Source organism: Actinosynnema mirum DSM 43827, from assembly GCF_000023245.1.
GTDB lineage: Bacteria > Actinomycetota > Actinomycetes > Mycobacteriales > Pseudonocardiaceae > Actinosynnema > Actinosynnema mirum.
This window is the reverse complement of sequence record NC_013093.1, coordinates 4,534,183-4,560,060: the sequence shown is the minus strand read 5'-3', so window position 1 is coordinate 4,560,060 and position 25,878 is coordinate 4,534,183. Positions and strand designations below refer to the sequence as shown.

General features: G+C 70.0%; 20 protein-coding genes, 1 tRNA gene and 1 pseudogene. 10 read left to right on the top strand and 12 right to left on the bottom strand.

Translation table 11 applies throughout. The features are described 5' to 3' along the window. Positions 1 to 57 precede the first annotated feature (57 nt). Entirely contained in the window at positions 58 to 1,038 is a 981-nt protein-coding gene (locus AMIR_RS19370) for an SDR family NAD(P)-dependent oxidoreductase (RefSeq protein ID WP_015802649.1), read from the top strand. Here the strand turns inward: AMIR_RS19370 and AMIR_RS42010 are convergent. Then, positions 992 to 1,336, bottom strand: a complete 345-nt coding sequence (locus AMIR_RS42010) for a transposase (RefSeq protein WP_245554520.1) — start codon at positions 1,334 to 1,336, stop codon at positions 992 to 994. The genes AMIR_RS19370 and AMIR_RS42010 overlap by 47 nt on opposite strands. An 80-nt stretch (positions 1,337 to 1,416) precedes the next feature. Beyond that, on the bottom strand, positions 1,417 to 1,698 hold the full coding sequence (locus tag AMIR_RS19360; RefSeq protein WP_143760796.1) for a hypothetical protein: 282 nt from the start codon (positions 1,696 to 1,698) through the stop codon (positions 1,417 to 1,419). A 334-nt stretch (positions 1,699 to 2,032) separates the two neighbouring features. On the opposite strand from AMIR_RS19360, the pseudogene AMIR_RS42005 reads away from it, so the two are divergent. Continuing rightward, positions 2,033 to 2,311, top strand: a pseudogene (locus AMIR_RS42005) (transposase family protein); the annotation flags it as partial. A gap of 113 nt (positions 2,312 to 2,424) precedes the next feature. Here AMIR_RS42005 and AMIR_RS19355 read toward each other — a convergent pair. The 3 genes from AMIR_RS19355 to AMIR_RS19345 form a co-directional block, all read right to left on the bottom strand. Beyond that, entirely contained in the window at positions 2,425 to 3,645 is a 1,221-nt protein-coding gene (locus AMIR_RS19355; RefSeq protein WP_015802647.1) for a phthiocerol/phthiodiolone dimycocerosyl transferase family protein, read from the bottom strand. 1,393 nt (positions 3,646 to 5,038) lie between these two features. Continuing rightward, the gene (locus AMIR_RS35940) at positions 5,039 to 6,490 is read right to left on the bottom strand and encodes a S1 family peptidase (protein ID WP_049796891.1); all 1,452 of its coding nucleotides are present in this window, start codon (positions 6,488 to 6,490) and stop codon (positions 5,039 to 5,041) included. A 138-nt stretch (positions 6,491 to 6,628) separates the two neighbouring features. Next, entirely contained in the window at positions 6,629 to 6,871 is a 243-nt protein-coding gene (locus AMIR_RS19345) for a hypothetical protein (RefSeq protein WP_049796890.1), read from the bottom strand. A 615-nt stretch (positions 6,872 to 7,486) separates the two neighbouring features. Here AMIR_RS19345 and AMIR_RS35935 point away from each other — a divergent pair. Both AMIR_RS35935 and AMIR_RS19335 read left to right on the top strand, forming a co-directional pair. After that, a complete protein-coding gene (locus AMIR_RS35935) occupies positions 7,487 to 11,662 on the top strand; it encodes a polymorphic toxin-type HINT domain-containing protein (RefSeq protein WP_015802645.1) in 4,176 nt (1,391 codons plus the stop codon). Further along, complete coding sequence (locus tag AMIR_RS19335; RefSeq protein ID WP_015802644.1) at positions 11,662 to 12,207, top strand: hypothetical protein; 546 nt, start codon at positions 11,662 to 11,664, stop codon at positions 12,205 to 12,207. Before AMIR_RS35935 ends, AMIR_RS19335 begins: the two co-directional genes overlap by 1 nt. A gap of 85 nt (positions 12,208 to 12,292) precedes the next feature. Here AMIR_RS19335 and AMIR_RS19330 read toward each other — a convergent pair whose 3' ends face one another. The 4 genes from AMIR_RS19330 to AMIR_RS42805 form a co-directional block, all read right to left on the bottom strand. Beyond that, entirely contained in the window at positions 12,293 to 12,958 is a 666-nt protein-coding gene (locus AMIR_RS19330; RefSeq protein WP_041836868.1) for a hypothetical protein, read from the bottom strand. A 6-nt stretch (positions 12,959 to 12,964) separates the two neighbouring features. After that, positions 12,965 to 16,600, bottom strand: coding sequence for an ALF repeat-containing protein (locus AMIR_RS19325; protein ID WP_015802643.1), 3,636 nt, complete (start codon positions 16,598 to 16,600; stop codon positions 12,965 to 12,967). Positions 16,601 to 16,778: 178 nt separating this feature from the next. Then, complete coding sequence (locus AMIR_RS19320) at positions 16,779 to 17,252, bottom strand: hypothetical protein (protein ID WP_049796889.1); 474 nt, start codon at positions 17,250 to 17,252, stop codon at positions 16,779 to 16,781. A 365-nt stretch (positions 17,253 to 17,617) separates the two neighbouring features. Continuing rightward, positions 17,618 to 17,746 (bottom strand): hypothetical protein, encoded by a 129-nt coding sequence (locus tag AMIR_RS42805; protein ID WP_280956096.1) that lies wholly within the window; start codon positions 17,744 to 17,746, stop codon positions 17,618 to 17,620. Positions 17,747 to 17,769: 23 nt separating this feature from the next. Between AMIR_RS42805 and AMIR_RS40405 the strand changes: the two genes are divergently transcribed. From AMIR_RS40405 to AMIR_RS19310, 3 genes are all read left to right on the top strand, one after another. Beyond that, the gene (locus AMIR_RS40405) at positions 17,770 to 17,940 is read left to right on the top strand and encodes a hypothetical protein (RefSeq protein WP_187313424.1); all 171 of its coding nucleotides are present in this window, start codon (positions 17,770 to 17,772) and stop codon (positions 17,938 to 17,940) included. A 92-nt stretch (positions 17,941 to 18,032) separates the two neighbouring features. Beyond that, the gene (locus tag AMIR_RS38270; protein WP_049796888.1) at positions 18,033 to 19,424 is read left to right on the top strand and encodes a hypothetical protein; all 1,392 of its coding nucleotides are present in this window, start codon (positions 18,033 to 18,035) and stop codon (positions 19,422 to 19,424) included. A gap of 890 nt (positions 19,425 to 20,314) precedes the next feature. Next, on the top strand, positions 20,315 to 21,418 hold the full coding sequence (locus AMIR_RS19310; protein WP_425358888.1) for a tyrosine-type recombinase/integrase: 1,104 nt from the start codon (positions 20,315 to 20,317) through the stop codon (positions 21,416 to 21,418). Positions 21,419 to 21,650: 232 nt separating this feature from the next. On the opposite strand, the gene AMIR_RS19305 is transcribed toward AMIR_RS19310, so the two are convergent. Both AMIR_RS19305 and AMIR_RS19300 read right to left on the bottom strand, forming a co-directional pair. Further along, positions 21,651 to 21,725 (bottom strand) — tRNA-Val (locus tag AMIR_RS19305). A gap of 110 nt (positions 21,726 to 21,835) precedes the next feature. Then, a complete protein-coding gene (locus tag AMIR_RS19300) occupies positions 21,836 to 22,288 on the bottom strand; it encodes a DUF2243 domain-containing protein (RefSeq protein WP_015802638.1) in 453 nt (150 codons plus the stop codon). 138 nt (positions 22,289 to 22,426) lie between these two features. Here AMIR_RS19300 and AMIR_RS19295 point away from each other — a divergent pair, with 138 nt between their 5' ends. The 3 genes from AMIR_RS19295 to AMIR_RS19285 all read left to right on the top strand — a co-directional run bounded on the left by AMIR_RS19295 (position 22,427) and on the right by AMIR_RS19285 (position 24,596). After that, on the top strand, positions 22,427 to 23,110 hold the full coding sequence (locus AMIR_RS19295; protein ID WP_015802637.1) for a response regulator transcription factor: 684 nt from the start codon (positions 22,427 to 22,429) through the stop codon (positions 23,108 to 23,110). A 101-nt stretch (positions 23,111 to 23,211) separates the two neighbouring features. Next, positions 23,212 to 23,442, top strand: a complete 231-nt coding sequence (locus tag AMIR_RS19290; RefSeq protein WP_015802636.1) for a hypothetical protein — start codon at positions 23,212 to 23,214, stop codon at positions 23,440 to 23,442. Between the two features lie 140 nt (positions 23,443 to 23,582). Next, positions 23,583 to 24,596, top strand: a complete 1,014-nt coding sequence (locus AMIR_RS19285) for an SGNH/GDSL hydrolase family protein (RefSeq protein WP_015802635.1) — start codon at positions 23,583 to 23,585, stop codon at positions 24,594 to 24,596. 388 nt (positions 24,597 to 24,984) lie between these two features. Here the strand turns inward: AMIR_RS19285 and AMIR_RS19280 are convergent, their stop codons facing one another. Continuing rightward, positions 24,985 to 25,833 (bottom strand): alpha/beta hydrolase, encoded by an 849-nt coding sequence (locus AMIR_RS19280; RefSeq protein WP_015802634.1) that lies wholly within the window; start codon positions 25,831 to 25,833, stop codon positions 24,985 to 24,987. Positions 25,834 to 25,878 lie beyond the last annotated feature (45 nt).

The following is a 25,878-nucleotide window of genomic DNA, read 5'->3' as shown; positions in this document are numbered from 1 at the left end:
CGCCGAGCCGCCCTAGATTTAAACCATCTGGTTGGATTATTTCCGGGAGCCCTCGTCATGACCCTTGTCACCACCCCTTTCGACGCCACGAGTACGGCCGCGGACGTCGTGACCGGCGTCGACCTCACCGGTAGGCGCGCCATCGTCACCGGCGGCGCCTCGGGCATCGGGCGTGAGACCGCCCGCGCGCTCGCCTCGGCAGGCGCCGAGGTCACCCTGGCCGTCCGCGACACCGCCGCCGGCATGGAGGTCGCGGCCGCGATCAGCGCGGCCACCGGCAATCCGGCAGTCACGGCCGCGTCGCTCGACCTGGCAGACCACAGCGGTGTCCAGGCGTTCGCGGCCGCGTGGAACGGCCCGCTCGACATCCTCGTCAACAACGCCGGCGTGATGGCACTCCCGACGCTCGAACGCGTCGACTCCGGCTGGGAGCGCCAGTTCGCCGTCAACCACCTCGGCTCGGCCGCGCTCACCCTCGGCCTGCACCGCGCGCTGGCCGTCGCCGACAGCGCCAGGGTCGTCAACGTCTCCTCCTCCGGGCACCTGATGGCGCCTGTCGACTTCGAGGACGTCAACTTCGAACATCGCCCCTACACCCCCTACGGCGCCTACGGCCAGTCCAAGACCGCGATGATCCTGTTCACGGTCGCCCTCGCCTCGCGGTGGGCACCGGACGGCATCACCGTCAACGCCCTGCACCCCGGCGGGATCATGACCAACCTCCAGCGTCATCTCGACGACGCCGGCCTGGCCGCCATCGGCGCCAAGGACGCCGACGGCACCACGCTCGCCGTCCCGCCCGGCTGGAAGAGCGTCGAGCAGGGCGCCGCGACGTCGGTGCTGCTGGCCGCCTCTCCACTGGTCGCCGGTGTCACCGGCCGCTACTTCGAGGACGCGGCCGAGGCCGCGCCCTCGCCGGACGGCGACCCGTTCAAGCCCGGCGTGGCCGACTACGCGCTCGACCGCGAACTGGCCGACCGGCTCTTCGCCCTCACCCTCGCGGCGCTGGACCAAGGCGTGTCCCGCGTGGGCAGGTGACAGCTCCCGCGCCGGTGCCGGGTGCTCCGCCCGCCTCCGGCATCGGTGTTCTCCGGACGGTCGCATCGCGCCGCATCAGCGCGGCCGGCCGCCCGGCGAACACCTCGGCCAGCAGGAAGGAGTAGCGGCCGAGCAGGTTGACGTGGTGGCGCACGAACGGCGACAACCTGGCGGCGTCCTCCTCGCGCACCTCATGCCCGCCCGCGCGCAGTTCGGTGGTCGCGGCGTCGAGGTGGCGGGTGGTGAACAGCACGATCGCGTTCAGGCCCAGGCCCAGGGCGCAGAGCCGGTCCTCCACATTCGGAGTGAGGGCCGGTACAGCGGACAGGGCCGCGGGCGGGCGCTGTGCCGCGCCTGCCCGCAGCCCCGTCGCTCAGCTCACATCCAGTCCGGGGAAGCGATGCCGTTGTAGGCGTTCCACGCCAGGCAGAAGGCCCGTGATTCCGGGCCGACGTGGTGCCAGACCCGCCTGAGGTCGAAGCCGCGGTCCCAGGCGTTGAGCAGCGCCTCGAAGAAGCCCGTGGCCACCGACGTGCTCTCGTTCCTGGCGCCGTGCACCACCACCCGTTCCAGCAGGGCGAACAGGTCCGTCCGCTGCTGCTCGGTCAGCGCGTCCACGTCGTCGGCGAGCGCCCTGCCGAGGTAGGCGAGGCGTATCATGAGCGGTTCGTCCTGGTCTCCGGTGTTCAGTGGGCCGATCGTCTGCCGCAGTTCCGCCCACCAGAACGGTTCCATTGTCATTGAGCCCTTTCCAACCTGGTGGCGTGGGCTGCAAGTCGTGGTGGAGACATGGCGAAGCTCCTGGTAGATGACTTCTCGACCAAGAGCAAGGCCATCGCGAGGAGCTTCGAGCGCTTGTCCATCCACCAGCGATCGACCTGTCCGGTTCGCACCTGCAGTCCCTTGCCCACCAACCGGCCGCGCACCGCCGTCGAATCGGCAGCAGGAGGCGCGGGCTCGCCCCCAGGCGCCAGGCCCTGCTGGTGCTGGCCCAATCGACGACGTTCTCGCCGAAGCCGACATCCCATGCTGGGCGGACAAGGACTACCGGGGCGCCAGCGGCCCGATCCGCGTCCCCTACCGCGGAAAGTGGCACAACCTCTCGCCCGGCCAACAAGCGGTCAACCGCTCCCACCCCCGCATCCGCGCCCTCGGTGAACGCGCCGTCTCCACCCTCAAGACCTGGCGGCCACTGCGTGGACTCCGCTGCTCCACCACCCGCATCACCGACCTGACCCGAGCCGTCCTCGCACTCCACCTCGCCACCGGATGAGGTTGGAAAGGGCTCAGTCGCAGGTCCAGCCTGGAGGTGCGCGCCACCAGGTCCCGCAGGGGCCAGTGCCGCATCGCGTCCTCCTCTCACCGGTGGCGCTGCCGGCGGGCGGATCACCTCAGTTCGGCCAGGACAGCCGTGACGTGGTCGGCGAACTCGTCCACCTGCTGGGCGGTGTGCCAGGCCCTGCTGTGGTCGATGGTGAGCTGGATCCGCCCGCGGTAGCGGCTGACGACGACGAAGAGCATGGGCAGGTGTCCGAGCGGGGCCAGACGGACGTCGGTGACGCGCAGTCCGTCGGGCAGGTCGGGTTCGGCGATGGCGCCCACGTTGGTGATGACCAGGCTTGGCGGGTGCTGGTCGATCACGTGGGCGAAGGTGGCCAGCTCCTTCGTCGCGTCGCCGTTGTCCACTGCGGCGCGCAGCTGTTCGCGCGCGTGGCGGGCTGTTCGCAGCGGGGTGTCGTCGGCGTGCAGGTCCAGGCGCATCGAGGTGGTGGTGGCGGCTGATTGCAGCACCTCGTCGGGGATGGGCGGGGTCAGCCTGCGGCGCAGGTCGACCGCGCTCGTGCAGACCACCCGCACCGTCCCCTCCCGCTGCGGCAGGCAGCGGCGCAGGGCGGTGAGCAGGACTCCGGAGACCAGGTCGTTGGTGGTGAGCGACTCCTCGTGCGCGAGTGCGGTCAACGCCCGGCTGCGGTCGGGGTCGATGGTGATCCGGACGGTGGCCAGGGTGGCGTCGGGACCGGGGCCGCCGTTCGCCGCGGCGGTCGTGGGCAGGGTGGCCACGGACTCCTGGGCGTCGAGGCGGGCGCGTTCGGCGACGAAGTCGTCCAGTTGCCCCTGGGTGAACAGCTCGGCCACCCGGTCGTCGATCGAGGGGCCCAGCACGGGGTGGACGGGCTCGGCAGTCGCGGGGACACCCGTGCGCAGGGCTGTATAGGCGGCCCAGAAGCACTTGTGCAGCGCCAGGTAGCTCATGCCGTCGGAGAACGCACGCGGCAGGGTCATCACCAGTCGGGCGCCGGTGGCCTCGCGGAGCAGGGTGGCGCGCAGCAGCGGTCCCCGCGTCCAGGTGTGCGCTGCGTTGATCTCCTCGTCCAGGCTCGTGCCTCGACCGAGCGCCACCGCTCCCGGTGGTTCCTCGACGTGCACCACCTGCCGGTTGCCGTGGTCGGTGATCCTGCCCGCCAGCAGCGGGTAGCGGCCGACCAGGTGGGCCAGGGCGGCGTCGAAGGCCGACTCGTCGGGCTCGCCCTCCAGATCGCTCCACAGCACCAGGCGCACCTGGCCGGTCTGGACGGCTGCCTCGTGCGCCGCGAGCGGTCGCTCCACCGGTATCCCCTGTCATCCGCGCTCCTGCTGCTCAGGAGCGTGATCGGGACATTCAAGTGCACCTGCGCGGACGCGTGGGGTGAAGTAACCCGATCCCGTGACGGCGGACGAACCCGATGCTGCTCCGCGCGGGTGTGCGTGGTCGTGCCGCTGGCTGCGACGGTCATCTAAACCCCCGCTGCGACGGCGGTGGACTTCGGTGAGCGGGCAGAAGCAGGACCGTGGTGCGACACCCGCTCGGCTCGCTGCCACAAGGCCGCCCTCGATCCGGACTCCGATCGGCCCAGGGCCCGTTTCAGGGCGCTGACTCCCGGTGTCGAAGGGCGCGCGGCGCGGCGATCCCGTGTGCGATGAAGTGTTCCAGCGGTACGACGATGTCGTGTGAGGTGCGGCCACGCTGGTGCTGGTGAAGGCTGACCCGGCCGCGCAGCCGGTTGGGGGAGTGGTGGCTCTCACGGTCGACTGACGGTCAGGGAGCTCCCGTGTGGACGGTGATGGGAGGTGGTGTTGGTGCAGGCGGTGGGACGACTGCATGTGGTGGCGGTCGTCAGTCGGGCACGTTGTCCGTGCCGGGTTCACGGTCGGATGACGGTCAAACGCGAGAAGCCCCGACCGGCGTTATGGCTGGTCGGGGCTTCTGATCTGTGTCTTTCCTGGTGGACGATACTGGGATTGAACCAGTGACCCCTACCGTGTCAAAAAAAAGGTAGATCAACACCTACTCTGACCTGCGGAAACGTTAAACCCGGCGTGGTAAAGACGGCGATCCTCCGGGGAAAAGCCACCTGGAGCCGATTGTAGGGGATCGGCTCACGTGTCCGTCCCGATTTTCCTGTGAGAGCCGGTAGGTAGGTCGGTTGCGTGTCAGTAGTGGACAGCGGGCGGTGGGATCGAGTTCTGAGAAGACTGCCAGGGGAATCGCCCACTCGCCGCCTCGGGGGGCTGGTCGGGTGGTGGCCTGCCACGTGGACAGGGCGGTCGCGAGGGGCACGGCGGTATCGTCGTCTAAGTGCTGGTTGAGGTAGAGGCCGTCCGGGAGGGTAGGTCACGAGCTTCGCCATCTGAGGTCGGTGCGACCAGTTCGAAGCTGTAGAGGAGGTCATCAACCTCTGCTTGATCAATACCCATCAGGCATCGGGCAGATCGTTGGGGTACGCATGTCGAGAGCTCGCGGACGACCATTCAGGGTGATCGCCATGCCGAACGTGCATCCCCAAAACTGGATCAGACGCCCTCTGGCGACCAGGCCGCACCTGGGGTTCGGGCTCAGCCACCGCTCGGCCTCGGTCACCAGCTTGCCGCACCCCGGCCGAGTCCGACCTTCCCCGCCTGGAAAACAGCGTGGGGCCGCACCCGTTCCGGGTGCGGCCCCACGGGCCGGATGCGTCGACGGCTACTTCACGGCCAGCTTGCCGCTGGGCATGAGCACGCCGATCCGGTTGCCCGCCAAGCGGAAATCGGTCACGTCCTGCTCCTGCACGACCCACGGCTGACCCAGATCGCCCTCCTTGACGTACAGGAAGCGGTTCTTCATCAGCACGCCCAACCGCGAACCGTCCATCTCGAACTTGACCACGTCGGCCGGGACCGCCACGTTCCACACCCCGTAGAGGTTGCCCTCCTTGATGGAGAGCTTGCCCGCCTGCAGGACGCCGAGTCGGTTGCCGGACAGCTGGAAGTCGTCCACCGCGCCGGTGCCGACCGCCGTCCACGACGCGTAGAGGTTGCCCTCCTTGACCCAGAACTGGTCGGCCTGCAGGGCGATCCGGTTGGTGGTCATGTCGAACTTGGTGACCCCGCCGCCGTACACCACCAGCGGGCTCGAGCTGAGGCTGCCCTCCTTGGCGGTGAGCTTGCCGTTCTGCAGCCACGCCACGCGGGTGCCCGCCAGGCGGAAGTCGTCGACGTTGCCGGCCTGCTCCTGCCAGCCCGCGTAGAGGCTGCCCTCCTTGACGATGAGCTTCCGCTCCTTGGTGAGCACGGCGATGCGGTTGCCCGCCATGGAGAACGAGGAGACCGAGCTGTACTCCGAAACCCACCCGGCGTTGAGCGCGCCCTCCTTGACCCACAGGGTGCCGTCGGTGGTCTGGGCGGCGATGCGGTCGCCGTCGATCTCGAACTTGATCACACCGTCGGGCAGCATCTCGTGCCAGGTCTCGTAGAGGTTGCCCTCCTTGACCGTCAGCTTCTGGTCGACGACGAGCCGCTCGTTGATCCACGAGGCGATGTCGTCGGCGCGCGCCTGGGTGGCCCCGCTGCGGGTCTCGGTCGAGCCGAGGCAGCCGCGCTGCCACGCGGTGCTGGTGACCGCGACCAGTTCGGGCCCGGACGAGGTCTCGCGCAGCGCGGGACCGCCCGCGTCGCCCTTGCACAGCGCGCCGTTCCCGTCGATCGACAGGGTGGTCGCTGAGGTGGCCTTGACGGTGAACACCGCGGTGTGGGCCTTGTCCGGCACCCAGGTGTCGGCGGTGCGGCCGTAGCCGCCCGCGCGCACCGAGTCCCCCTGCTTGGGCGCCGTCTTGCCCACGCGCACCGGGGTGATGTCGGTGACGTAGGAGGCCAGCTGGGCTAGCACGAGGTCGCGGTCGGAGCGCGGGACGATGTTGGCCACCGCGATGTCGCCCTTGCCGGGCAGGCTCACCTTGGCCGCCTTGGCGGGTTTGCCCGCGGCCAGGTTCCCCGGCTGGGCGGGGTTGTCGGCGAAGCAGCTCGCGGCGGTCAGCACCCACCGCTGGTCGATCAGCGCACCGGTGCAGGCGCGCCCGTCGGCGCCGGGCTGGTCGCCGACGGAGACCTTGGCCAGGAACGGGTAGCCGCCGTTGGCGTCCGGCGCTCCGCCGTTCACGGCAAGAGCGGAAGAGGGAACGAGTAGAGCGGCAGCGACGGCAGCGGTAGCCACGCCTGCGGCCAAATTCGCCCGTTGGGTCATGTGAAGCACAGCGTTTCCTTGATCTCGAATGAACTGCGGTGGGCTTCTCCACGATCAAGCAGCCTTGATCGCGATCAGGACCGCGTGATCAGGTCCAACTCCCTGCCCGATACCGGTCCACGAGTCCTGCACCACGGGCAGTTCGCTCGTTTTGCCCTTGACGGTCACGGTCGACTTGACATCGTGATCGTCGTTCTTGATCGGATATGTTTCCGGGATCTCCAGCGCCAGGTGACCCGACTTCCCGCGCGCCTGGAAGCAGTAGTGCCCACCGTCGGGGTCTTTGTCGTCCCGCACTGCGCGAGGAGGTCGTCGGCGCCTGGGTGGGAGAACTCCTCCACCAGCGAAGACCGCGCATCGGCGTCCTGCTTGCCATCCGTCTATCCCTGCGCTGCCGCGCTGCCCGTGAACAGCTGGGGGAGAACAGCGCCGACAAGCGAGGAACGAATCAAATTAATCAATTGGATCCAATCACGAGAGCAGTCGCCGCTGCAACGCGAAAGCCGGGGGTGACCTGGAGCATCCTCTCACGCTCCCGACATCATCCGGCCAATTCTGCCTGTGAAGCAGGACACCGACCCGGTTCTTGTCATCGCGCGAGCAGGTGTGACAGCTTGTTCGCGCTTACTCCGATCAACGCGGGGGGCACATCGCCGGGGGGCTTTGATCGTTACGTGCGAGAAATCTCGTATCGATCATGCAAGGAACTGATTGGCAGACGATCACGCGTGCTTCTGTTCGCCAGCCTCTCCCCGGAACCGTTCACGGAAAGGTTCGGATGTGAGAACGAGGAGACGGTGGCGACTGCGCAGGGTGGTCACCGTTCTGGTCGCTCTGTCGGTGCTGGCAGGTGCGGCGGGTCCTGCTTCGGTCCAGGCTCAGCAGGCCCCGGCACCGTCGGACCGCGCACGCGTGTTCGCACTGCTGCGCAGCGCGGGTGTCGTGGTCAGCGCGCAGGCGGAGATCGCGCTGCTGGGGAGTGACGAGGACGTCCGCAGGTTCCTCACCGAGGCCCTGCCCCTGGCCCAGGAATCCGATGACCGGATCGCCGCGCAGCGGATGCTGAGCACGGGCGGTCCGTCGACGCGCGACGCCGCGAACCGGGCGCTGTCGGGATCCATCACCGACGTCCGGGCGTTCCTGGTGACCGGGTGGAAGGCCCCGTGGCGTGAGGACCTGCGCATCCAGGTGCAGCGCCTGCTGAATTCGGCGGCTGGTCCCACCGTCCGCCAGTTCGCGAACGACGCGCTCAACGGCGGTGAGACCGAGCTGCTCGCGTTCCTGGAGACCAGGTGGCAGTTCGCGCGGAACGACGACGACCGCATCGCCGCGCAACGCATCCTGAACACGGGCGGTCCCGCGGTGAAGCGCGCCGCGAACCTCGCGCTGTCGGGTTCCATCGAGGACGTCAGGGAGTTCCTGGCCACTGGCCACGCGGTCGCCATGCAGCGGGACCAGGAGGTCACCTCCGTCGCGCAGCTCGCCACGGCGGCCCAGAACGCCTCGGCACGGGCGGACGCCTTCAGGCAGACCGCGGAGGACGAGGCGGGCAAGGCCGTGACAGCGGCCGAGAACGCCAAGCGCGCGGCTCAGACGGCCGCCGAGGAGACCCGCCAGGCCAAGGGGTCCGCGATCGTCGCCGCGGCTGCCGCCAGCCGCGCGGCCGACGCCGCGAACCGCGCGGCGGATGCCGCGCAGGTCGCGATCAACGCCATCGGCCAGGCGATCTCGGCGGCTGGTGAGGCCGCCAACGCCGCTTCCCAGGCCGCGTGGGCCGCGTCGAAAGCCGGTGACGCGGCCTCACGGGCGCGCGAGGCCGCCGCGAACGTCTCCGCGGGGCGCGCCCCCGCAGAGCAGGCGGCCACAGCCGCCAAGTCGGCCGCGGAAGCCGCCCAGGGAGCCAAGGACGTCACCAACGCCATTGTCCAGGCAATCCTGGCGGCCCAACGGTTGAGCAAGATCGCCGACTCCCTCACCTCCGTGAGCGACAACGTCACCGCGGCCTCGAACGCCGCGGGCGAAGCCGAGCAGTGGGCAGGCCAGTCCGGTGTCGCGGCGGGAGCGGCGCGCAGCGCGGCCGCCCGCGCCCAGCGCAACGCCACCGAGGCGGCCCGAGCGGCGGGCGTCGCCAGGTCGCTGGCCACCGAGGCTGCCAGCCAAGCCGAAAAGGCACGCCAGGCATCGGTGGACGCGGCCGTGCACGCGAGCAACGCGGCAGCGGCCGCCGACGAGGCGGCGCGCCAAGCCGGGCAGGCCAACGAGGCCGCCGCACGTGCGCAAGCCGCCGCCGACGCGGCTCGCCAGGCGTCCGACACCGCGCGGAACGCGGCGGACCAAGCCGCGAAGACCGCCGAGATCGCCCGCAAGGCCGACTCGGAGAGGCTGACCGCGAACACGAACCAGGCTGTCCGGGACGCCCAGGACGCCTTGCAGGCGGAGACCGACGCCCTGCGCACCCAGGTCAAGCAGTGGGAAGCCGGGAAGGTCTACCGGCCCGACACCGACACCCAGGGGCTCCTGGACAAGGCCCGTTCGGCAGGGGCCGACGGCGTGCCGGACGGGCGCAAGGCGGCACTGCGGTTGTGGCGCAGCGCGGGGCCCTACACCTCCGACGCGGCCGGCTCCGCCCTGTCCGGGGACGCGGCGGCGGTGACGGCGTTCGTCACCTCGGGCCTCGATGCGGCGCTGCGCCAGGACGACCGCCTGGGAGCGAAGATCCTCGGCGGCAACGCAACGGGGGCCTCGGCGGTGGTGGCCGCGTTCAACGCGGTGACCGGCACGGACGAGCAGGCGACCGAGTTCCTGCGCACCGGCGCCTACAAGGGCAAGGACGACGAGGACCGCATCGCCGCTCAGCGGATCCTCAACACGGGTGGTCCCGCGACCAGGGCGGCGGCCAACACCGCGCTGTCCGGGTCGATCGAGGACGTCAGGAACTTCCTCGCCGAAGGCCGGTACCAGGCCGCGCGGGACGACGACCGCATCGCTGCCCAGTGGCTCGTGAACAGCGGCGGTCCCGAGGTGAAGGCCGCCGCTCAGGCGTCCCTGTCCGGTCCTGGATCCCACGTCCGCGACTTCCTCCGGGTCGGGCAGCACAAGGCCGCCCAGCGCGATGCCGAGAACGCGCACCACGTCGCGATCGTCAACGGGTACGTCGCCGCCGCGGGCCAGGCCGCGGCAACGGCGAGCCAGCACGCCGCGAACTCCGCGCAGAGCGCGGCCACCGCCCGTGGCGCGGCGGCCGAGGCCGACCGCTGGTCCGACGAGGCCCGCAATTCCGCCGCTAGGGCCAAGGTCTACGCGGACCAGGCCGCCGCCGCCGCGGAGCAGGCTTCCGGTTCGGCCGCACGGGCGGCGCAATCCGCCCGGACCGCGCAGGCCGCGGCTGCGACCACGCGCGACTACGCCGACGCGGCGAACCGGTCAGCCGCCCAGGCAGGACTCTCCGCCGTCCAGGCGTCGAAGTCCGCAGGTGAGGCCCGCGAGTCCTCGGACCGGGCGCAGGTGGATGCCCAGGCCATCGGCAAGGCGTACGACCAGGCCCTCCTGGCCCGCTACGAGGCCGAGTGGGCGCTGGCGGAGAAGAAGGACCTGGCAGGCGCTCGCAACGACATGCGGGACAGCAAGGCCGCCATCACCAAGCTCCGCGACAACGTCGAGCACGCGCTCAAGAACACGGGGCTGCCCGACGAGACCAGGCGGCAGCTGGAGGAAACCCTCGGCAAGCTCACGCACCTGCTCGACCTGCTGGGCAAGGGCGCCTCCGCCGACCTGAACGTCGTCAAGTCGGCGCTCGCCGACATCGTCGCCTTCGGCGCGCAATCCCGCATCACCCTTCCCGACTACCCCGAGGCCATTCCCGACGAGGTGCGCAAGGCCGACGTCGGGGTCAGGAAGGAATGGCTCTACCAGCGCTGGCTGACCCTGCGCGACGCCCCCAACCAGGCGGAGAAGGCAGCCCGGTTCGGCGCCGCGTACTGCACCGAGTTCATCAACGACGGCGCCTGCTCGGCAGAGGTGGCCTCGCTGGGCGAGTACGCGTTCGAGGTCGCCCTGCTCCTGTTCCCCTACGGCCGCCTGGCCAAGTGGGTCGGGGAGACGGGCTACACCGCGCTCGCCGCCAGGGGCGCGTTCGGCAAGGCGCTCCAGGAAGCGGCCCTGAGCAGCAAGTTCCTGCCCGGTGTCCCCGTCGGTTCCAGGGCGCTCGCCGTGCTGCCCGCCGTGGAGCGGGCGAACTCCCGTGCCGCCGCCTGCCTGCCGGGGAACAGCTTCACCGAGGGCACCCGCGTGCTGATGGCCGATGGAAGCGCCAAGGAGATCGAGCGGGTCGACGTCGGTGACGTCGTCGCGGCCACCGACCCCGAGACCGGTGTCACCGGCACCAGGCGGGTCACCACGACCATCGTGGGGACGGGGGTCAAGCACCTCGTGGACATCGTGGTCGCCACCGATGGGCACGGCGGCACAGCGGTCATCACCGCGACGGACAACCACCCGATCTGGGTGGACGACCGGCACGCCTGGATCGGCGCGGGACAGCTCACCGCAGGGGACCAGCTCCGCGACCACGACGGCGGCGGGCACACCGTCCGGAAGGTGGTGCCGCGAACCGAGGTCGCCACCGTCCGCAACCTCGGCGTGGCCGACGTGCACACCTACTACGTGCTCGCCGGGGACACCACGGTCCTGGTGCACAACGAGGGGTGCCAGACCTGGCCCAACCTCATGAAGAACAGCCTGGACCAGGAGCTGGCCTTCGCCGACCGGCTCGGCGTCAAGCCCGCTGCTCCTGGCACGGCCGCGTTCGACGCGGCGCTCAGCACCGGGGAGACCGTCAAGTGGGCCGTGCGCCTGGACGGGAGCCTGGTTATCGTGCCCAAGAACGTCGTCGGCGCGGGAGAGATCTCGCACACCGTTCTCACGAGGGGGGAGTCGGTGCTCGCAGCGGGCGAGGCCTCGATCGTCGGCAGCGCCGACGCAGGCTACTTCGGACTGGAGATCACCCGCCACAGCGGACACTTCCAGCCGGGGCCGGAGACCCTGCAGATCGGCTTGGACGCGTTCGCCGCGGCGGGGGTGAAGTTCTGATGGTCACGGCGAACGACCTCGCCGCGCTCGGCTTGCGCCCGCTCGCCACGCGGCTCGCCCAGGGCCTTCCCGCTGGCTCCGACCTGGGGCCGCAGGAGTGGCGTGCCGTCGTGGAGCTCCTGACCTTCAAGGTCACGCTCGAGGCGGCGGAGTTGACCGGGGAGGACTGGCCGGTCTTCTCCCAGGCGTACGACCACACCATCGCCTCGGCACTGGCTGCTGGGGGTATGGACCACGCGGAGAAGGTGTCGCGCGCCCTGCACCTGTCCTGGGTACTCCTGCAACGGGTACCGCGGCGGCCCGGTGTCGAACTGCTCGACCCGGATCGCATGACCGCCTTGCTGCTGCGCGAACTGCCGATGTCCGTCGAGCGGGCCCGCGAGCAGGCCGATCGCTGGAGGTCGTCAGACAAGGCGGAGATCCTGCGACTCCACAAGGCGAAGGGCCTGCTGAACCCAGGGCTGAAACTGGCGCACCTGTCGCATGGCGAACGACTGCCCGAGCCGCTGAAGTCGTGGGAGGAACTGTGGCCGTCGCTTCCCTGACGTGACCGGCTGACCTGCCGGGACAGACGCGGGGGCGGCGGAGACCTTCAGGTCTCCGCCGCCCCCGTGGGAATGAATCCAAAGTTCAGTGCCGGAACAGGAGTCCGGTCGAGTCGAAAGCGGCGAGCCGTCCATAGGAGCGACGTTCCCAGCTAGCTAGCTCTGGATGCCTGTCTGCAAACTCGGCCTGGATCAGCAACATGTCTGGCCGGATCGCAATGAACTCATCACCGCCCAGTACGACAGCATCCATGTCAATCTCTTCCGTAATTGCCCGCCGGTCAACGAACATGCCGGTAACCGAATCTTCGATCTGCTTGAGCTGTGTCAGAACGAAAGTGATCACCTCGTCCTGGCTTATCTCATATGGAGGCGCGTCCCCCACCCACTCAGGAACGGTCCTAACCCAAGAAGGAGGCACGGCCACATCGGGCCGCGGAAAAACAGAAAGATCAAACTCCTCCACCACGACATCGGAGGAGACACGTCGCGCAGAGTATTGGAGATCGTGGTGAGGGCTTAGCCACCACACCAAGAACTGTTCGTCGCGATCATCGAGTGCCAACCTTCTTATCACATCGTTCCGATCCCCAGGGATCGACTCGTTCTCTTCGTCGAACTCGCCGATGCGAATTAGCCCGGTGATCGGACTTTCCATGACGGCTCCAGCCGCTTCCATAGCCGCGACTCGCAATGCAACACGCTCGGCCGACCAGTTCGTCTGGTAGAGGTGTATGTACCCATCCGTCATAAGTCCTCACTTCATTGAAAAGATGACCACGTTATCAACTCCGAGTTGCTTTATAGCAATATCGATAAGAAGCTGCGGAGAACCTTCCGCAAGGTAGGCCATGGCGCGCACCCCGTCCCTGTCTGCGCACCATTTCAAGGTATTCAATTTCTCTTCAAACTTCTGAACTCTTTTTGCTTTGGCGCCGCCTCCGACTGCGATGTACTCACCTTTGGGGCCTCTTACGTCAAGGCCGGCCGCGCTGGCTCCCGGCTTGATGAGCTTAATATCCTGCCCCTTCTCGTCTTTTGCCAACTTTCCGCCGGTCAACTCGGCAACTCTATTTTCGCGAGCTTTACCCAAATCATTTGCTTTTTTCCCTGCTTCACGAAGGTCCTCAGCGGCCTTGTCGAAGCCGTTCATCGCCATGGTCAGCCCGCCGGCCACCATGCCAACACCAGCCGCGATCGCAGGCCCACCGGTGAAGACACACGCGATCAGCCCTGTCACCGCACCGGCCGCGCCCCCTGGCAGGGCCCCCACACCGGCCGCAGCCGCACCAGCACCCGCGCCGATCGCGGTAGCGGTCCCGATCTCGACGGCGCACACCTCGAAACCGGGTGTCGACACGACGACACCCGCGAGCGTCAAACCAAGGCCCGCGCCGATCTCAAGCACATCGGTGAGCAGGGCCAGCAAATCGCCCGCGTGCTCCTGGACGAATTCCAGGGTCCCCGCAGCCATCTGGTCGAGCAGGGTGAGCAGTGCCATGACCTGGTCGCGGTACTGCTCCAGGGTCTTGCGGAGGTCGTCAGGCAGCCCACCCTGGTCAAGGGCCTCCTGAAGCGCGTCGCGCAGCTCAGACACCGATTCCCGCGTGTCCGCCGCCGCCTTCCGCGTGTCCTCCTGAGTCTGCTTCTGCAAGACCGCGGTATTCGCGTCCAACTGCGCCTGCAAAGCCAAGGCGTAGGACTTACCCGCCGCCTCTGCGTCCTTGCGCGCCGCCTCTGCGGCGTTGCGCGCGTCCGCGGCGAACAGCGAGGCCCTGCTCGCCGATGCCGACGCCTGGGCGGACGACGCGGAAGCCGCGTCGGCGTAGCGCTGAGTGGTTGAGGCCGCCTCCCTGGCAGTGCGCGCGGAGATCGCCGCGTCCTGCGCGGACTGCTCGGCTCGGTCGGCCGACCCCCTGGCCTGCTCGGCGTACTTGCGCGCCCGGTCGGCGGAGGCCACGGCCTCGCCTGCCCAGCGGTTGGCCTCGGCGGCGGCGTTGCGCGCCGTCGCGGCGGCCTGTGACGCGGTCGCCGCGTACTGCCAAGCGGTCGCCGCAGCCTGGGACGCCGAGGCGAGGTAACCGCTGACGGCGGCCACGTGGAACGCTGCCTCGGCGTCGCGGTTGCCCGCCTTGTACTGGCCGATGGTGAGGAAGTCTCGGACGTAGGACCACGGTCCGGACAGTGCGGCGTTCGCTGCGGCACGCAATTCGGGCCCACCCGAGGACACCATCTCCTGGACGGCGATCCGGTCGTCATCCTCCGCGGCCTTGAAGTAGCCGACCCTCAGGAACTCCCGGACGTCATCGATGGTCCCCGACAGCGCCTTGTTGGCTGCGTCCCTGGTCGCCCTGCCGCCCTCGCTGAGGATGCGCTGGACGGCGATCCGATCGTCGTCGTCCTTGCCGTCGTAGGCGCCGGTAGCTAGGAACGCCTTCACCTGCGCGTAGTCGCCCGCGACCGCGATCGTTGCGGCCTGCCTGGCGGCGGGTCGCAACGAGGCGCCCCCGATGATCCGCGCGCTCGTGCGGTCGTCCTGCTCCGTGGCGGAGGCCAACCCGGTGCGCACGAACGCGGTCACCGCCGCGTCGTCGCCGGACAGCGCCTTGGCGGAAGCCGTGGTGACGCCGGGTCCCGCAGCACGCCACAGGCGCAGCGCCGCCTTGCGACCGGCCTGGGCCGCGTCGGCGGCCGAGGTGCCCTGGGCAGCAGCCTGGTCCAGCAGCGCCTTGGTGTCGGCGTCGGGCTGGAAGACCTGCCCGGCCTTCCAGCCCTGGTCGGTCGTGCGCTTGGCATTGCTCTCCGCCGTCAGCGCGTCCTGCGCGTCGCGGGTCGCCTGGCTCGTCCGCTGGGCCAACTGCTCTTCATCCGCCTTGCGGGCCAGTTCGAACGTCTGGTTGGCCTGGTCGGCTGCCTTCTGCGCCTGCTCGGCCGCGGTGCGTGCGGCATCCGCGGCGGTCTGCGCGCGGGTCGCCGCACCATCGGCCTGGCTCGCCTGCTTGACCGCGGCCTTGGCCGCGTCGGACGCGTTGCGGGCGTGGGTGGCGGCCTGCGCAGCTGCCTTCTGCGCCTCGTCGGCCTGTCGGGCCGCCTCGGTGGCCAGCGCCGACGCGGCCTGCGCCGCACGGCGCGCTTCACCGGCGTTCCGCTGGGCCCTGGCCGCGGCGCTCGACGCGCGACCTGCCTCGGCGCCCGCCTGGGCCGCGTACTTGTCGGCGTCGAGGGCTGCTTGCGCGGCATCGGCGGCGTCGGTGTTGACCCTGGCCATCGCGTCCGCCGCGGTGGCCACCTGCCGGGCCACCTCAGCAGCCTTCTGCACGGCGGTCGCCGCGTCCTGGGCGGCCTGGGCCGCCTGCGCCGCGGTCACCGCTGCGTTCGAGGCCTGCTCGATGTTCTCCCGGCCGGTCATGACGGCGGCAGCGGCGTGCTGAGCCCGTGCGGCGGCGTCTCCCGCCTTGGACGCGGCCCACGAGGCCTGCGAGGCGGCGTTCGCCGCCTCGCGCGCGGCCGCGACCGCCGAGGCGATGGCGTTGATCGCTGCCTGCGCGGCGGCAGCCGCCCGTGTCGCGGCATCGGCGGCGCGTCCCGCCGCAGCCGACGCCCGCACCGCGGAGTCCTTGGCCTGCTCCGCCTCGCGGGCAGCGGTCTGAGCGGCCTGCTTCGCCGCAGCGGCCGCCGCCACCGCGCGCCCGGCCTCGTCCTTGGCCACCTCGCTCTGCAGCCCGGCACGGGATGAGGCGTTCTGCACCAGGATCGTCAGTTGCGCGACCGCGGCGATTTCATTGTCCCGCTGCAGCGCGACGGCGTACCCGCTGGTGAGGAAGTCGCGCACCTCGGTGTCAGCGCCGGACAGCGCGATGTTCGCGGCGCGGCGCACCGCAGGGCCGCCCGCGTTGAGCAGGAGCTGCACGGCGATGCGGTCGTCGTCGTTCTGGGCTCGACGCCACCCGGTGGTCAGGAAGTCCTGCCGCGCCTGGTCGTTGCCGTTGAGCGCGGCGTTGGCGCGCTCGCGGACCATGGGCCCGGTCGCCGCGGACAGGAGTCGTTGCACCCGGATGCGCAGGTCGTCCTCCCAGGGGCGACGCCACCCGCTCACCAGGAACGCCCGCACGTCACTGATCGAGCCGCTCAGGGCGGCGTTGACCGCGTCGCGCGTGGCAGGGCCCCCGTCCGCGAGCAACCGCTGCGCGGCGATCCGGTCGTCGGCCTCCTGCGCCGCGGGGAGCGCGGTGTTCAAGAAGTCGCGCACTTCGGCGTCCGACGCGACCAGCGCCGCCTCCGCGCCCGCGGATACGACCGGGCCTCCGGTGCGCATCAGGGCGAACACCTGCGCCCGATCGCCCGGCGATTCCTGCTGTGCCACGGCGGGGCTCGCGGAGACGAGCAACGCCACCGCCACCACCCTGGCGACACCGGCGCTCGCGCGCCGACGCCACGACCTACCCGAAGACATCGTGTGCTTCTCTCCCGTTGACCATTGGCTGCGCCACGCGCGACGAAGTGCGCGTTCGTGCCGCCCCGCTGGTGAACAGGTCGACAGCGGGGCGGGCTTCGGTTGTGCTGCGAAGAGGTCAGGAAGCCCTGAGCGCCAGCAGGACCGCGGAATTCGTCCCGGCGCCGACGCCGACGCCGGTCCAGGTCTCCTTGTCGATCGGCACGGAGCTGGTCTGATCCTTGACCTTCACCGTCGCGACGACCGCGTGGTCGTCACCCTTGATCTGGAAGGTGTTGGGAACCTCCAGCTCCAGATAGCCGGAGGAGCCCTGCACCTGGAAGCAGAAGTGGCCGGGATCGGTGTCGGTGTCCTTGACCGCTCCCGCCTGGCGGACTTCGAGCAGGTTCCAGTCGCCGCAGGGCACAAGGGTGATCTTGCCGTCGCCCTTGACCAGGCGGATGCCGCGCTGCTCGAAGATCTTGTCGGCGCCGGGGTAGGAGAAGTCCTCCACCAGTGACGGCTGCCCGCTGCTCGGCTGGTCGCCACTCGTCTGCCCGGCAGCCACAGCGCTGCCGCCGAAGAACATGAGCGCGATCGCGCTCAACACCACAGGACGAATCATTTTTTGATCACATCTATCCATACGCGACGACACGGACGCGCACACCGACAGACATCCCCCGATTGGAAGGTTGACACAAGAAGCAAAGAAGGCGCAAGCTCATCCCGCGCCACAGGTCCGGTGACGACAACCACCTTGAACAGCCAATACGGGGCACTTACAGTTCGATGGCCCACACGGTGGACATCCCCCATGGCAGGACATCAACGGGCACTCAAAAGATCGCCCATATCTCGTTATCTGATCATTTCGAAGCTGATCGACCATTTCCCGATGGGTGGTGTCAAACGCCACAGGTGCGAAGCGCAGGGAAAACACGTCACCCCAGGTTCGGGCTCAGCCGCTGCTCGACCTCAACCACCGGCTTGCCGCACCGCATCGGCGTGCAGTTCGCTGATCTCCAGGTCGGCGTCCGACTCGAACCACGCCCGCCGCACCGTCAGCACGATCCGGTCGAGCATCATTCCGGGGAGTGGCGGCACACCTCCGGCACCACGGTCATGACATGCCTGATCGCGCGGCGCTCCAGCAGCTCCCGCCCGCGCGCCGCCCGCCCGGCGTGGCAACTGCCGTGGCGGGCACACCGCCGCCTCGGCGCGCGTGCACCTGCTTCCACCACGACCGGGGCACGGCGAACGCCGGGCCGTGGAACGAGCTGCCCGGTCGTGCCACGTGATCCTCCTCGCCGAGAGCTGGCCGGGCGAAGGCAGCGAAGGGGGCGGACAAATCCGGGCGCGGCGGCCGGGGGCGGAGGTCACACTGTCCGACGTGGACACCGAACCGGCCGAACTGCGCCGACTGCTGCACCCGATGGACGCCGACTCGGCGGTGCGCGCGGCGAGGTTGCTGACGCGCGTGGCGGGCACGGCGGACGCGGACGCCGCGCTGGCGGTGCTCGTGGACGGTCCGAATCGGGTGTCGCGCTTCGACCGGTGGTTCCGCCGGGCATGGGAGGCGACCGGGCTGGCGGGCGGCGACGCGTTGTCGCTCGCGCTGTCCGCGTGCCACCGCGACGGCCGGGTGCGGGAGAAGGCCGTGCGGGACATCGCCGCCGCGCCCAGGCCCGAGCTGGTGCCGTTCCTGGTGCTGCGCACCGAGGACTGGGTGCCGCAGGTGCGCGAGGCGGCGCGCGTCGCGCTGGTGCTGGCGCTCGACCGCTCACCCGGACTGGCCGAGGCCGCGCTGGGCGTGGTGGTGCGCATGGCGCGCGGCAGGCGGGACGCGGCGTTCGTGCGGAGGCAGGTGGCCGCCGTGCTGGGGGTCGACGCGCTGGACCGCCTGCTCGGATCACCGGACCTGCTCGTGGCGGCGTTCGCGCTGGAGCGCGCCACCCCGTCGACCGAGCGGCTGCTGGCGCTGGCCCGCACCTCGCCGCACGTGCGGGTGCGCGCGGTGGCGGCGGAGCGGCTGGCGCGCGAAGCGGTGTGGACCAACCGGATCGCGGTGCTGCGCGAGCTCGCGGCGGTGCCGCGCCCGGAGGTGGGCTCGGTCGCGCTGGTCGGCCTGACCAGGCTGGGCGCCACGGCCGAGGTGGCGGAGCACGTGGCCGACCGGTCGGCGCTGGTGCGCGCGCTGGCCAGGGCGACGGGCGTGGACGCGCTGACCCGCTACCGCGCCGAGGCGTCGCGGGGCGCGGTGGACGGGTTGGCGGAGATCGGGTCGGCGGACGACGCGGACGTGCTGCTGGCGCTGCTGGACCACCCGCGCGTGGAGCTGCGGGTGCGGGCGCTGCGCGCGCTGCGGACACTGCGGGTGCAGGCCGACGAGCGGGTCGTGCCGCTGCTGCGCGACCCGTCGCCGAAGGTGGTGCGGGAGGCCGCGACCGCCGTGCGGCACCCGTCGGCGGAGCTGGTGGCCGGGTTGCTGGCCGACGAGCGGCCCGAGGTGCGCCAGGCGGGCTACCGGTTGTCGCGCGGGATGGGCGGGGCAGCATGGCTGCGCGCCGTGCTGTCGGTGGCGGGCGACCCGCACGAGCCGCTGGCACGGCTCGCGGAGCACGACGCGCTGCGGCTGGCGTCGGTGGTGCGGGGCGAGGGCGTCCTGGCCCGTCGGTCGGAGTTCACGCCGGAGGAGCGCGGGGAGCTGCGTGCGGGCCTGGAGCGGGTGGCGGGGCGGCTGCCGGAGCGCGCGGTGCCGGGGCTGCGGATGTTGCTGGACTGAACGGGCGGCGCCCTGTGGCCGCCTCGGCCGGGTTGTCATCAGGGACCGGTCGACGCCTCCTGGCCGAGCGTGGACGCGAACGGGGCACCGCCCGCCCGACCTCGACCGGTCGTGATCGGCCAGGTGGTGTTCGGAGCCACCTGCAAGTCGTCAGAGGATGATGGCGATTCGGCCTGGTTAGGCAGCGCGTGTGGCGTAGTGGACGACCAGGCCGCAGAACTGTTTGAGCCGGTTCAAACAGCGTTCCACCACGTTGCGCTATTCGTGGTGTTCGATGTCGAAGGCCGGTGGCCACCCGCCGCGTTGGCCGAGGCTCACGCGACGGGCGCGCGGCGTCCGGCGGGTGGACTTGTGCGAGTAGGCCTTGTCCGCGATCACGCCCTCGACCCGCCTCCGGACCGTCCGAGCGCTTCGCCGCCGAGGGCCAGGGCTTCGGCCCCGGCGGCGCCTCTCCCTTTTCCGGGCGCTGGCGGCGTGCCGGTGGGCCTGGGCGACATTGGATTCGTTCTTCGAGTTGGTCACCTGCTTACGGACACCGCTTAAGCGGGCGGCCCTCGGTCATGCGCTTGGCCGCGTATCGGTGCAGCTGCTGCTTCGCTCCTCTCTCCGGGGGTGCTAGGGAACCCTGGGCGTATCCGCTGTCGCGGGTTGTCTTGGTGTAGTCGGAGGTGTTGATGGTGGGGTATTCGCGTCGGCGTGTGGGTGCGTCGGGTCGGGTTCGGTACACGGCTTATTACTGGGATGTGTGGGGGTGTGAGCGGTCGGCGGGGACGTTCGATCGTGTGCGGGATGCTGATCGTGCGTGGCGGCGTGCCGAGGTGGATGTGGGTTCGGGGCGGTTCGCGGATGCGCGGAGTGCTCGGCAGTCGTTCGGGTGGTACGTGAGAGTGGTGTGGTTGCCCGCGCACCTGGTGGAGGCGACCACGCGGCAGACCTACACCCATGTGGTCGAGCGTTATCTGCTGCCGGAGTTCGGCGGGATGCGGATGGATCGTGTGTTGCCGTGTCACGTGCGGGAGTTCGTGTGGCGTTTGTGTGCTCGGGGTGTGTCGGCGCACGTGGTGCACCGGTGTCGGGCGGTGCTCAGCGCGATCTTCACCACGGCGTTGCGGGATCAGGTCATCGCGCAGCACCCGTGCGCGGGTGTTCGGGGGCCGGTGGCGCCGTCGAAACCGATGCGGGTTCTGGAGCCTGGGGAGTTGGACCGGCTGCTCGCGGTCCTGCCGGGGGAGTGCTGGCGGTTGCTGGTGGAGTTGGCTGTCGAGTCGGGGGTGCGGTGGGGTGAGCTGGTCGAGTTGCGCGCGGGGGATCTGGACGCGGGCTCCTGCCTGCTGACGGTGGCCAGGGCGGTGGAGGAGGTCGAGCCGCGCTTTCACCCGACTGGTGGGCGGTTTCTGGTCAAGCCGTACCCGAAGGAACGCGAGCACCGCCGCTTGTTGTTACGCCGGGTCGTCGTGGAGAACGTGCTGACCTATGTGGAGCAGGCAGACCTGAAGACGGATGACCTGCTGTTCCCGTTCCCCGACAGTCCACCGGTTGTGGTGCCACGAGCGGTCGAGGCCGGTGCGATTCCTGATGGACACGGCACATTGACCCGCTACTCACGGCAGAAATGTCGGTGCGGGCACTGCCGTGCCGCTTACGCGCGTTACCGGGCCGGACGACGTGACCGGGGCAAGGACGCTCCGCGTAGTCGACGGCGGGTGGACACGGACGGGCACCTGCCGCGCAGGTGGTACCTGAGGAACGTCTGGAAACCCGCCCTGGCCGCGGCTGGGATCACCCGGCGTGTGCGGATGCACGACCTGCGCCATGCGCACGCCTCCTGGCTTGTCGCCGGTGGCGCTGACATCCAGACCGTCCGCGCACGCCTCGGCCACTCCAGCCTTCGCGCTACTGAGAAGTACCTGCACACCCTGGCTGAGTCGGACCAAGCGGCGCTGGATGCCTTCGAGCGTGTGCGGCACGGCCGCGCTGGTGCCGGCGAGGACTGACCCGGTCGCGTCGCCAGTTGGGGGCGGCTCTTACGGTCAACTGACGGTCAGGGAATTCCCCTGTGGACGGTGGGACGGTGTGGTGTTGGTGCAGGTGGTGGGACGACTGCGCGTGGTGGTGCTCGCCAGTCGGGTGCGCTGTCCGTGCTGGGCTCACGGTCAGATGACGGTCAAACGCGAGAAGCCCCGACCGGCACCGTGGCTGGTCAGGGCTTCTAAGCTGTGTCTTTCCTGGTGGACGATACTGGGATTGAACCAGTGACCCCTACCGTGTCAAGGTAGTGCTCTCCCGCTGAGCTAATCATCCTCGCTGTCCCTGTCATCAGGACGTGTTCAGCTTATTACAGGGCCTCGCTCTGGGCCAAATCGGTTACCGCGTGTGGTCCCAGGCAGTGAGTCCGTCCCCTTCGTTCGCCGCTAAGGAGCCGGAGGTCGAACAGGGGTGCTGCGCGGCCCGCTGACCCGCCCGATCGCGATCCCCGCCATGACCAGCGCCGCCCCCAGTGCGAGGAAACCCAGGTCGTAGGCCAGTTCGGCCTGCCCCGAGCGGACGTGGTGGACGCCGAGGGCCAAGTGGTTCAGCGTGCCCTCCACCAGGTTGAACACGCCCCAGCCCGCCACCACGCCACCCCACAGCACCCGCCCCGGCCGCGTGCCGCCCGAACGGTTCAGCAGGACCACACCTACCACCACCAGCGCCAGGCACAGCAGGTGGAACAGCCCGTCGCCGATCATGTTGACGTGCGGGTCGTCCGGGTACCAGCCGGACAGCATGTGGTGCCACCCCAGCAGCTGGTGGATCACGATCCCGTCGAGGAAGCCGCCGATCCCCAACCCCAGCACGAGCGACGCGCGGTCGACCTTCAGCATGGCGCGGGGTTAGCCCCGGTCGCGCCGGTCAAACGCCGAGCGGAGGAAAGTCGCCGCCTTGCGATCACCTTGCGATACCCCGCCCCGACCCCGCCGAACACCCCGTCCCACCCGCACGCCCACCAGGATCTGGGAACCATGGACGTCTCGGTGCTCATGGTGGAGGACGACGCGCACATCCGGCAGGCCCTCGGGCTCGCCCTGGAGGACGAGGGCTTCGCCGTCTCGGAGGCCGTCTCCGGCGAGCAGGCGCTCGCGCTGCTCGACCGGCGCGCGTTCGACGTCGTGCTGCTCGACCTCATGCTCCCCGGCGTGGACGGCCTGCACGTGTGCCGGGTGCTGCGCTCGCGCGGCGACCTGCCGGTCATCGTCGTCACCGCCCGCGCCGACGCCGAGGACGTCATCGCCGGGCTGGAGGCGGGCGCCGACGACTACGTCACCAAACCGCTCGTCGCGGCCGTCCTCGCGGCCCGCATCCGGGCCCTGCTGCGCCGTTCCGGTGGCGCCGCGCAGGCGGACGAGCTGCGCGCGGGCGACCTGGTCGTCCGGCAGGACAACCGCACCGCGCACCGCGCCGGCGAGCAGGTCCACCTCACCCGCACCGAGTTCCGCCTGCTGGTCGAGCTGCTCGCCGCCGAGGGCCGGGTCGTCACCCGTGAGCAGCTGCTGAACCGCGTGTGGGGCTACGACTACTTCGGCGACACCCGCCTGCTGGACGTGCACATCCGCAGGCTCCGCCGCAAGGTCGAGCCCGACCCGGACACGCCCGCCCTGGTCCTGACCGTGCGCGGCTCCGGCTACCGGATCGGCGCGGGGGACTGAGACCCGGCGCGCGTCGAGACCGAATCGTCAGCCGGTCGTCAGGTTGACCGGCCCCGTTCTGCCGGATCATAGGGGGAGCACCCGACCGCAGGGGAGCGGACATGGACGTCCTTTCGCACTCGTCCGAAGCGGGGATCACCCGCGTGCTCACCGGCCTGGCCGCCGAGTTCGGCGACCGCCTGCCGGAATCCGTCGTCACGGGCACCGTCCTGCAGGCCCGCAGGGACCTGCAGGGGCAGATCGCGCCCGAGTCGCTGGAAGAACTGCTGCACCGCCTCGCCCACTACCGGCTGCGCGAGCTGCCGGACGCCCGGGCCACCACCCCGGCCTGACCGCCTGCCACGTCCCGTCCACCTGGACGGGTGGTCTCCCCGCCCACCACCCGGCGCTGTGCATCGAACGTCGATACTTTCCGCCCCGGCGGGAGTCCGAGCGTTCGAGCGGACGCGCTCCCGCGCTCGCGGGAGGAATCGTGGCAGCCGCCGCCGTCAGGACGCTCGTGCTCGGCTCGGTCATCGCCCTGGCCGCCGGGGCCACAACCCCGGCGGCCAACGCGACCCCACCGGAACCCCCACGCGCCGTCCAGTGGGTCGCACTGGGCGACTCCTACACCGCCGGCGTCATCCAGGCCGCAGGCGACCTGGCCGAACCCGCACCGGACGGCTGCGCCCGCACCACCGACTCCTACCCCGAGCAGATCCGCCGCCACCTGGGCCCGCTGGTGGAACTGCGCAACGCCAGCTGCGGCGCCGCGACCATCGCCAACGTCCACCGCGAGCAGCAGGAGGTCGTCCTGGGCAGGCCCATGCCCCCGGACGGCCTCGACCCCGACGGCCCGTTCGCCCCGGCGCCCCCACAAATCCAAGCCCTGTCCCAAGACACCGACCTGGTCACCGTAGGCGCAGGCGGCAACACCCTGGGCTTCGCCGAGATCCTGTTCCGCTGCGTAGAACTGGGCAAGCGCAGCTGGGTGTGGTCCTCACCCTGCGCCGCCGAGTTCGACGCGGACCTGGACGACCGCCTGGCCGCAGTCCGCGCCGACTACGACGAGATGCTGGACGCGATCCACGCCGCGTCCCCGAACGCCGAGGTCCTCACCGTCGGCTACCCACGCGTCCTGCCGGACAGCGGCTGGTCCTGCTTCTTCAACAACCTCCTCCAGTTCGGCTCCATCACCCCCGGCGACCTGACCTGGGCCCGCACCCAGGTCCTGGAACCGCTCAACGAGGTCCTGAGGCAGGTGACCGCTGAACACGACGACACCTTCATCGACCCCTATGCGGTAGGGACGGGCCACAGCGTCTGCGACGGCACGGGCACCCAGAACTGGGTAGACGGCATCCTGAGCACCGTCATCCCGCCCACCTTCGCCCTCGTGCACCCCAACGCCCGCGGCCACGCAGCCACGGCAGCGCTCATCGAGGACCGCATCCTCTTCCACACCAACAACACCAACAACACCAACAAGGCCAGGAAGAACGACTAGCAGCAGGTCGCGCGTCGACTGCCTCGCGGGCTGCGGGGCGAGCGCAGCGAGCCCGCAGCTCCCCACTCCCGTGTCCCTCTTCTCCGTGTGGCCTGGCGAAGCCCGAGCACGCTTGTCAAGATGCCGCCGCACTGCCACGGCAGACCGCCCGAGTCATCCGGCGTCTTGACGAGCGTGCTTGCCTGAAAGGAGGCCACACGGAGAAGAGGGACCCCGCCCACCGCAGTGGTAAACGAGACCACCAGCGGAAGCGTCACCGGCCGGCAGAGCCCGTGTCCCTCTTTTTTGGAGGTCTGCCCCGCCGGCGAGGCGTGCTTGTGGCTCTTCGGCTTGTGGCTCTTCGGCTTGCGGCCTGTAAACCCTTCACCTCCAACCCTCCTCCCCGCCCTCACACCGCCCGACAGGCCCGCAGGTAGCTCAAAAACGACGACTGCAACCCGGTCACATGCGTCTCACGCAGCACCTCACCACTGACCGCCGCCCCCCGCGAGGTCAGCATGTGCAGCACCGTGGCCGCGTTCTTCGCGAGGTTCTGGTAGATCGGCACCTCCCCCAGAAGCTCCCGGTCGTTGACCGTCAAGTGCAGCCTGGCCGACCGCTCGCCCAACGCCTCGATCTGCTCGAAGATCCGGCTGTCGGCACTGGCCACCCCAGGACTTCCCGCCCCCACGCTCTCGAACAGGGATGCCCCGGCAAGCCAGGCGTAGAGGCTGAACAACCCGCCGTACGAGTACCCGAACAGCCCGTGTCCACCCTCCGCCGTGCCGTAGTCGCGCTCAATCCGATGGTGCAGCTCCGAGGTGAGGAAGCCCAGGAACTCATCCGCCCTGGTGTCCCGCAACTCGGCGACGTGAGCATCGGCCTGCTCACGACTCATCGCCCCCGTCCGCACCCCCAACTCCACGGCGTCCAAGAACTCCTGCGCGACCGGCTCACCGGGCGGCACGAGATCCCGGTTGCGCAAGCTCGCCCACTCCGCCGCCTCCTCACCCGCGTACCCCACGCTGACCTGGATGTACGGCTTGATCCGCTGCATGGGGTCGTGCTGCGTCACGATGAGCGGCGCCGTCAACCCCACCGTCCAGTTGCCGTCGAGCACGTACACAACCGGAACCTCACCCACCCCCGACTCGTAGTTCGGCGGCGTGGTGACCCACACCCCGTAGTCAAGCCCACGTCCGGAGCGCACCTCGAAGTAGTCGGTGTCGGCGAAGCAGCCGTGCAGCATGGTGCTCATCAGGTTTCCCTCACAACGCGCCCGTCTCAACGGGGGACAACAAGT

Bases quoted from the DNA above. Each gene is read 5' to 3' on its own strand.
- AMIR_RS19330 (WP_041836868.1), bottom strand. From the start codon at position 12,958: ATGACGGATGGGTACATACACCTCTACCAGACGAACTGGTCGGCCGAG.
- AMIR_RS40405 (WP_187313424.1), top strand. From the start codon at position 17,770: ATGCCTGATCGCGCGGCGCTCCAGCAGCTCCCGCCCGCGCGCCGCCCG.
- AMIR_RS19290 (WP_015802636.1), top strand. From the start codon at position 23,212: ATGGACGTCCTTTCGCACTCGTCCGAAGCGGGGATCACCCGCGTGCTC.
- AMIR_RS19335 (WP_015802644.1), top strand. From the start codon at position 11,662: ATGGTCACGGCGAACGACCTCGCCGCGCTCGGCTTGCGCCCGCTCGCC.
- AMIR_RS19280 (WP_015802634.1), bottom strand. From the start codon at position 25,833: ATGAGCACCATGCTGCACGGCTGCTTCGCCGACACCGACTACTTCGAG.
- AMIR_RS19360 (WP_143760796.1), bottom strand. From the start codon at position 1,698: ATGATACGCCTCGCCTACCTCGGCAGGGCGCTCGCCGACGACGTGGAC.
- AMIR_RS19370 (WP_015802649.1), top strand. From the start codon at position 58: ATGACCCTTGTCACCACCCCTTTCGACGCCACGAGTACGGCCGCGGAC.
- AMIR_RS19295 (WP_015802637.1), top strand. From the start codon at position 22,427: ATGGACGTCTCGGTGCTCATGGTGGAGGACGACGCGCACATCCGGCAG.
- AMIR_RS19300 (WP_015802638.1), bottom strand. From the start codon at position 22,288: ATGCTGAAGGTCGACCGCGCGTCGCTCGTGCTGGGGTTGGGGATCGGC.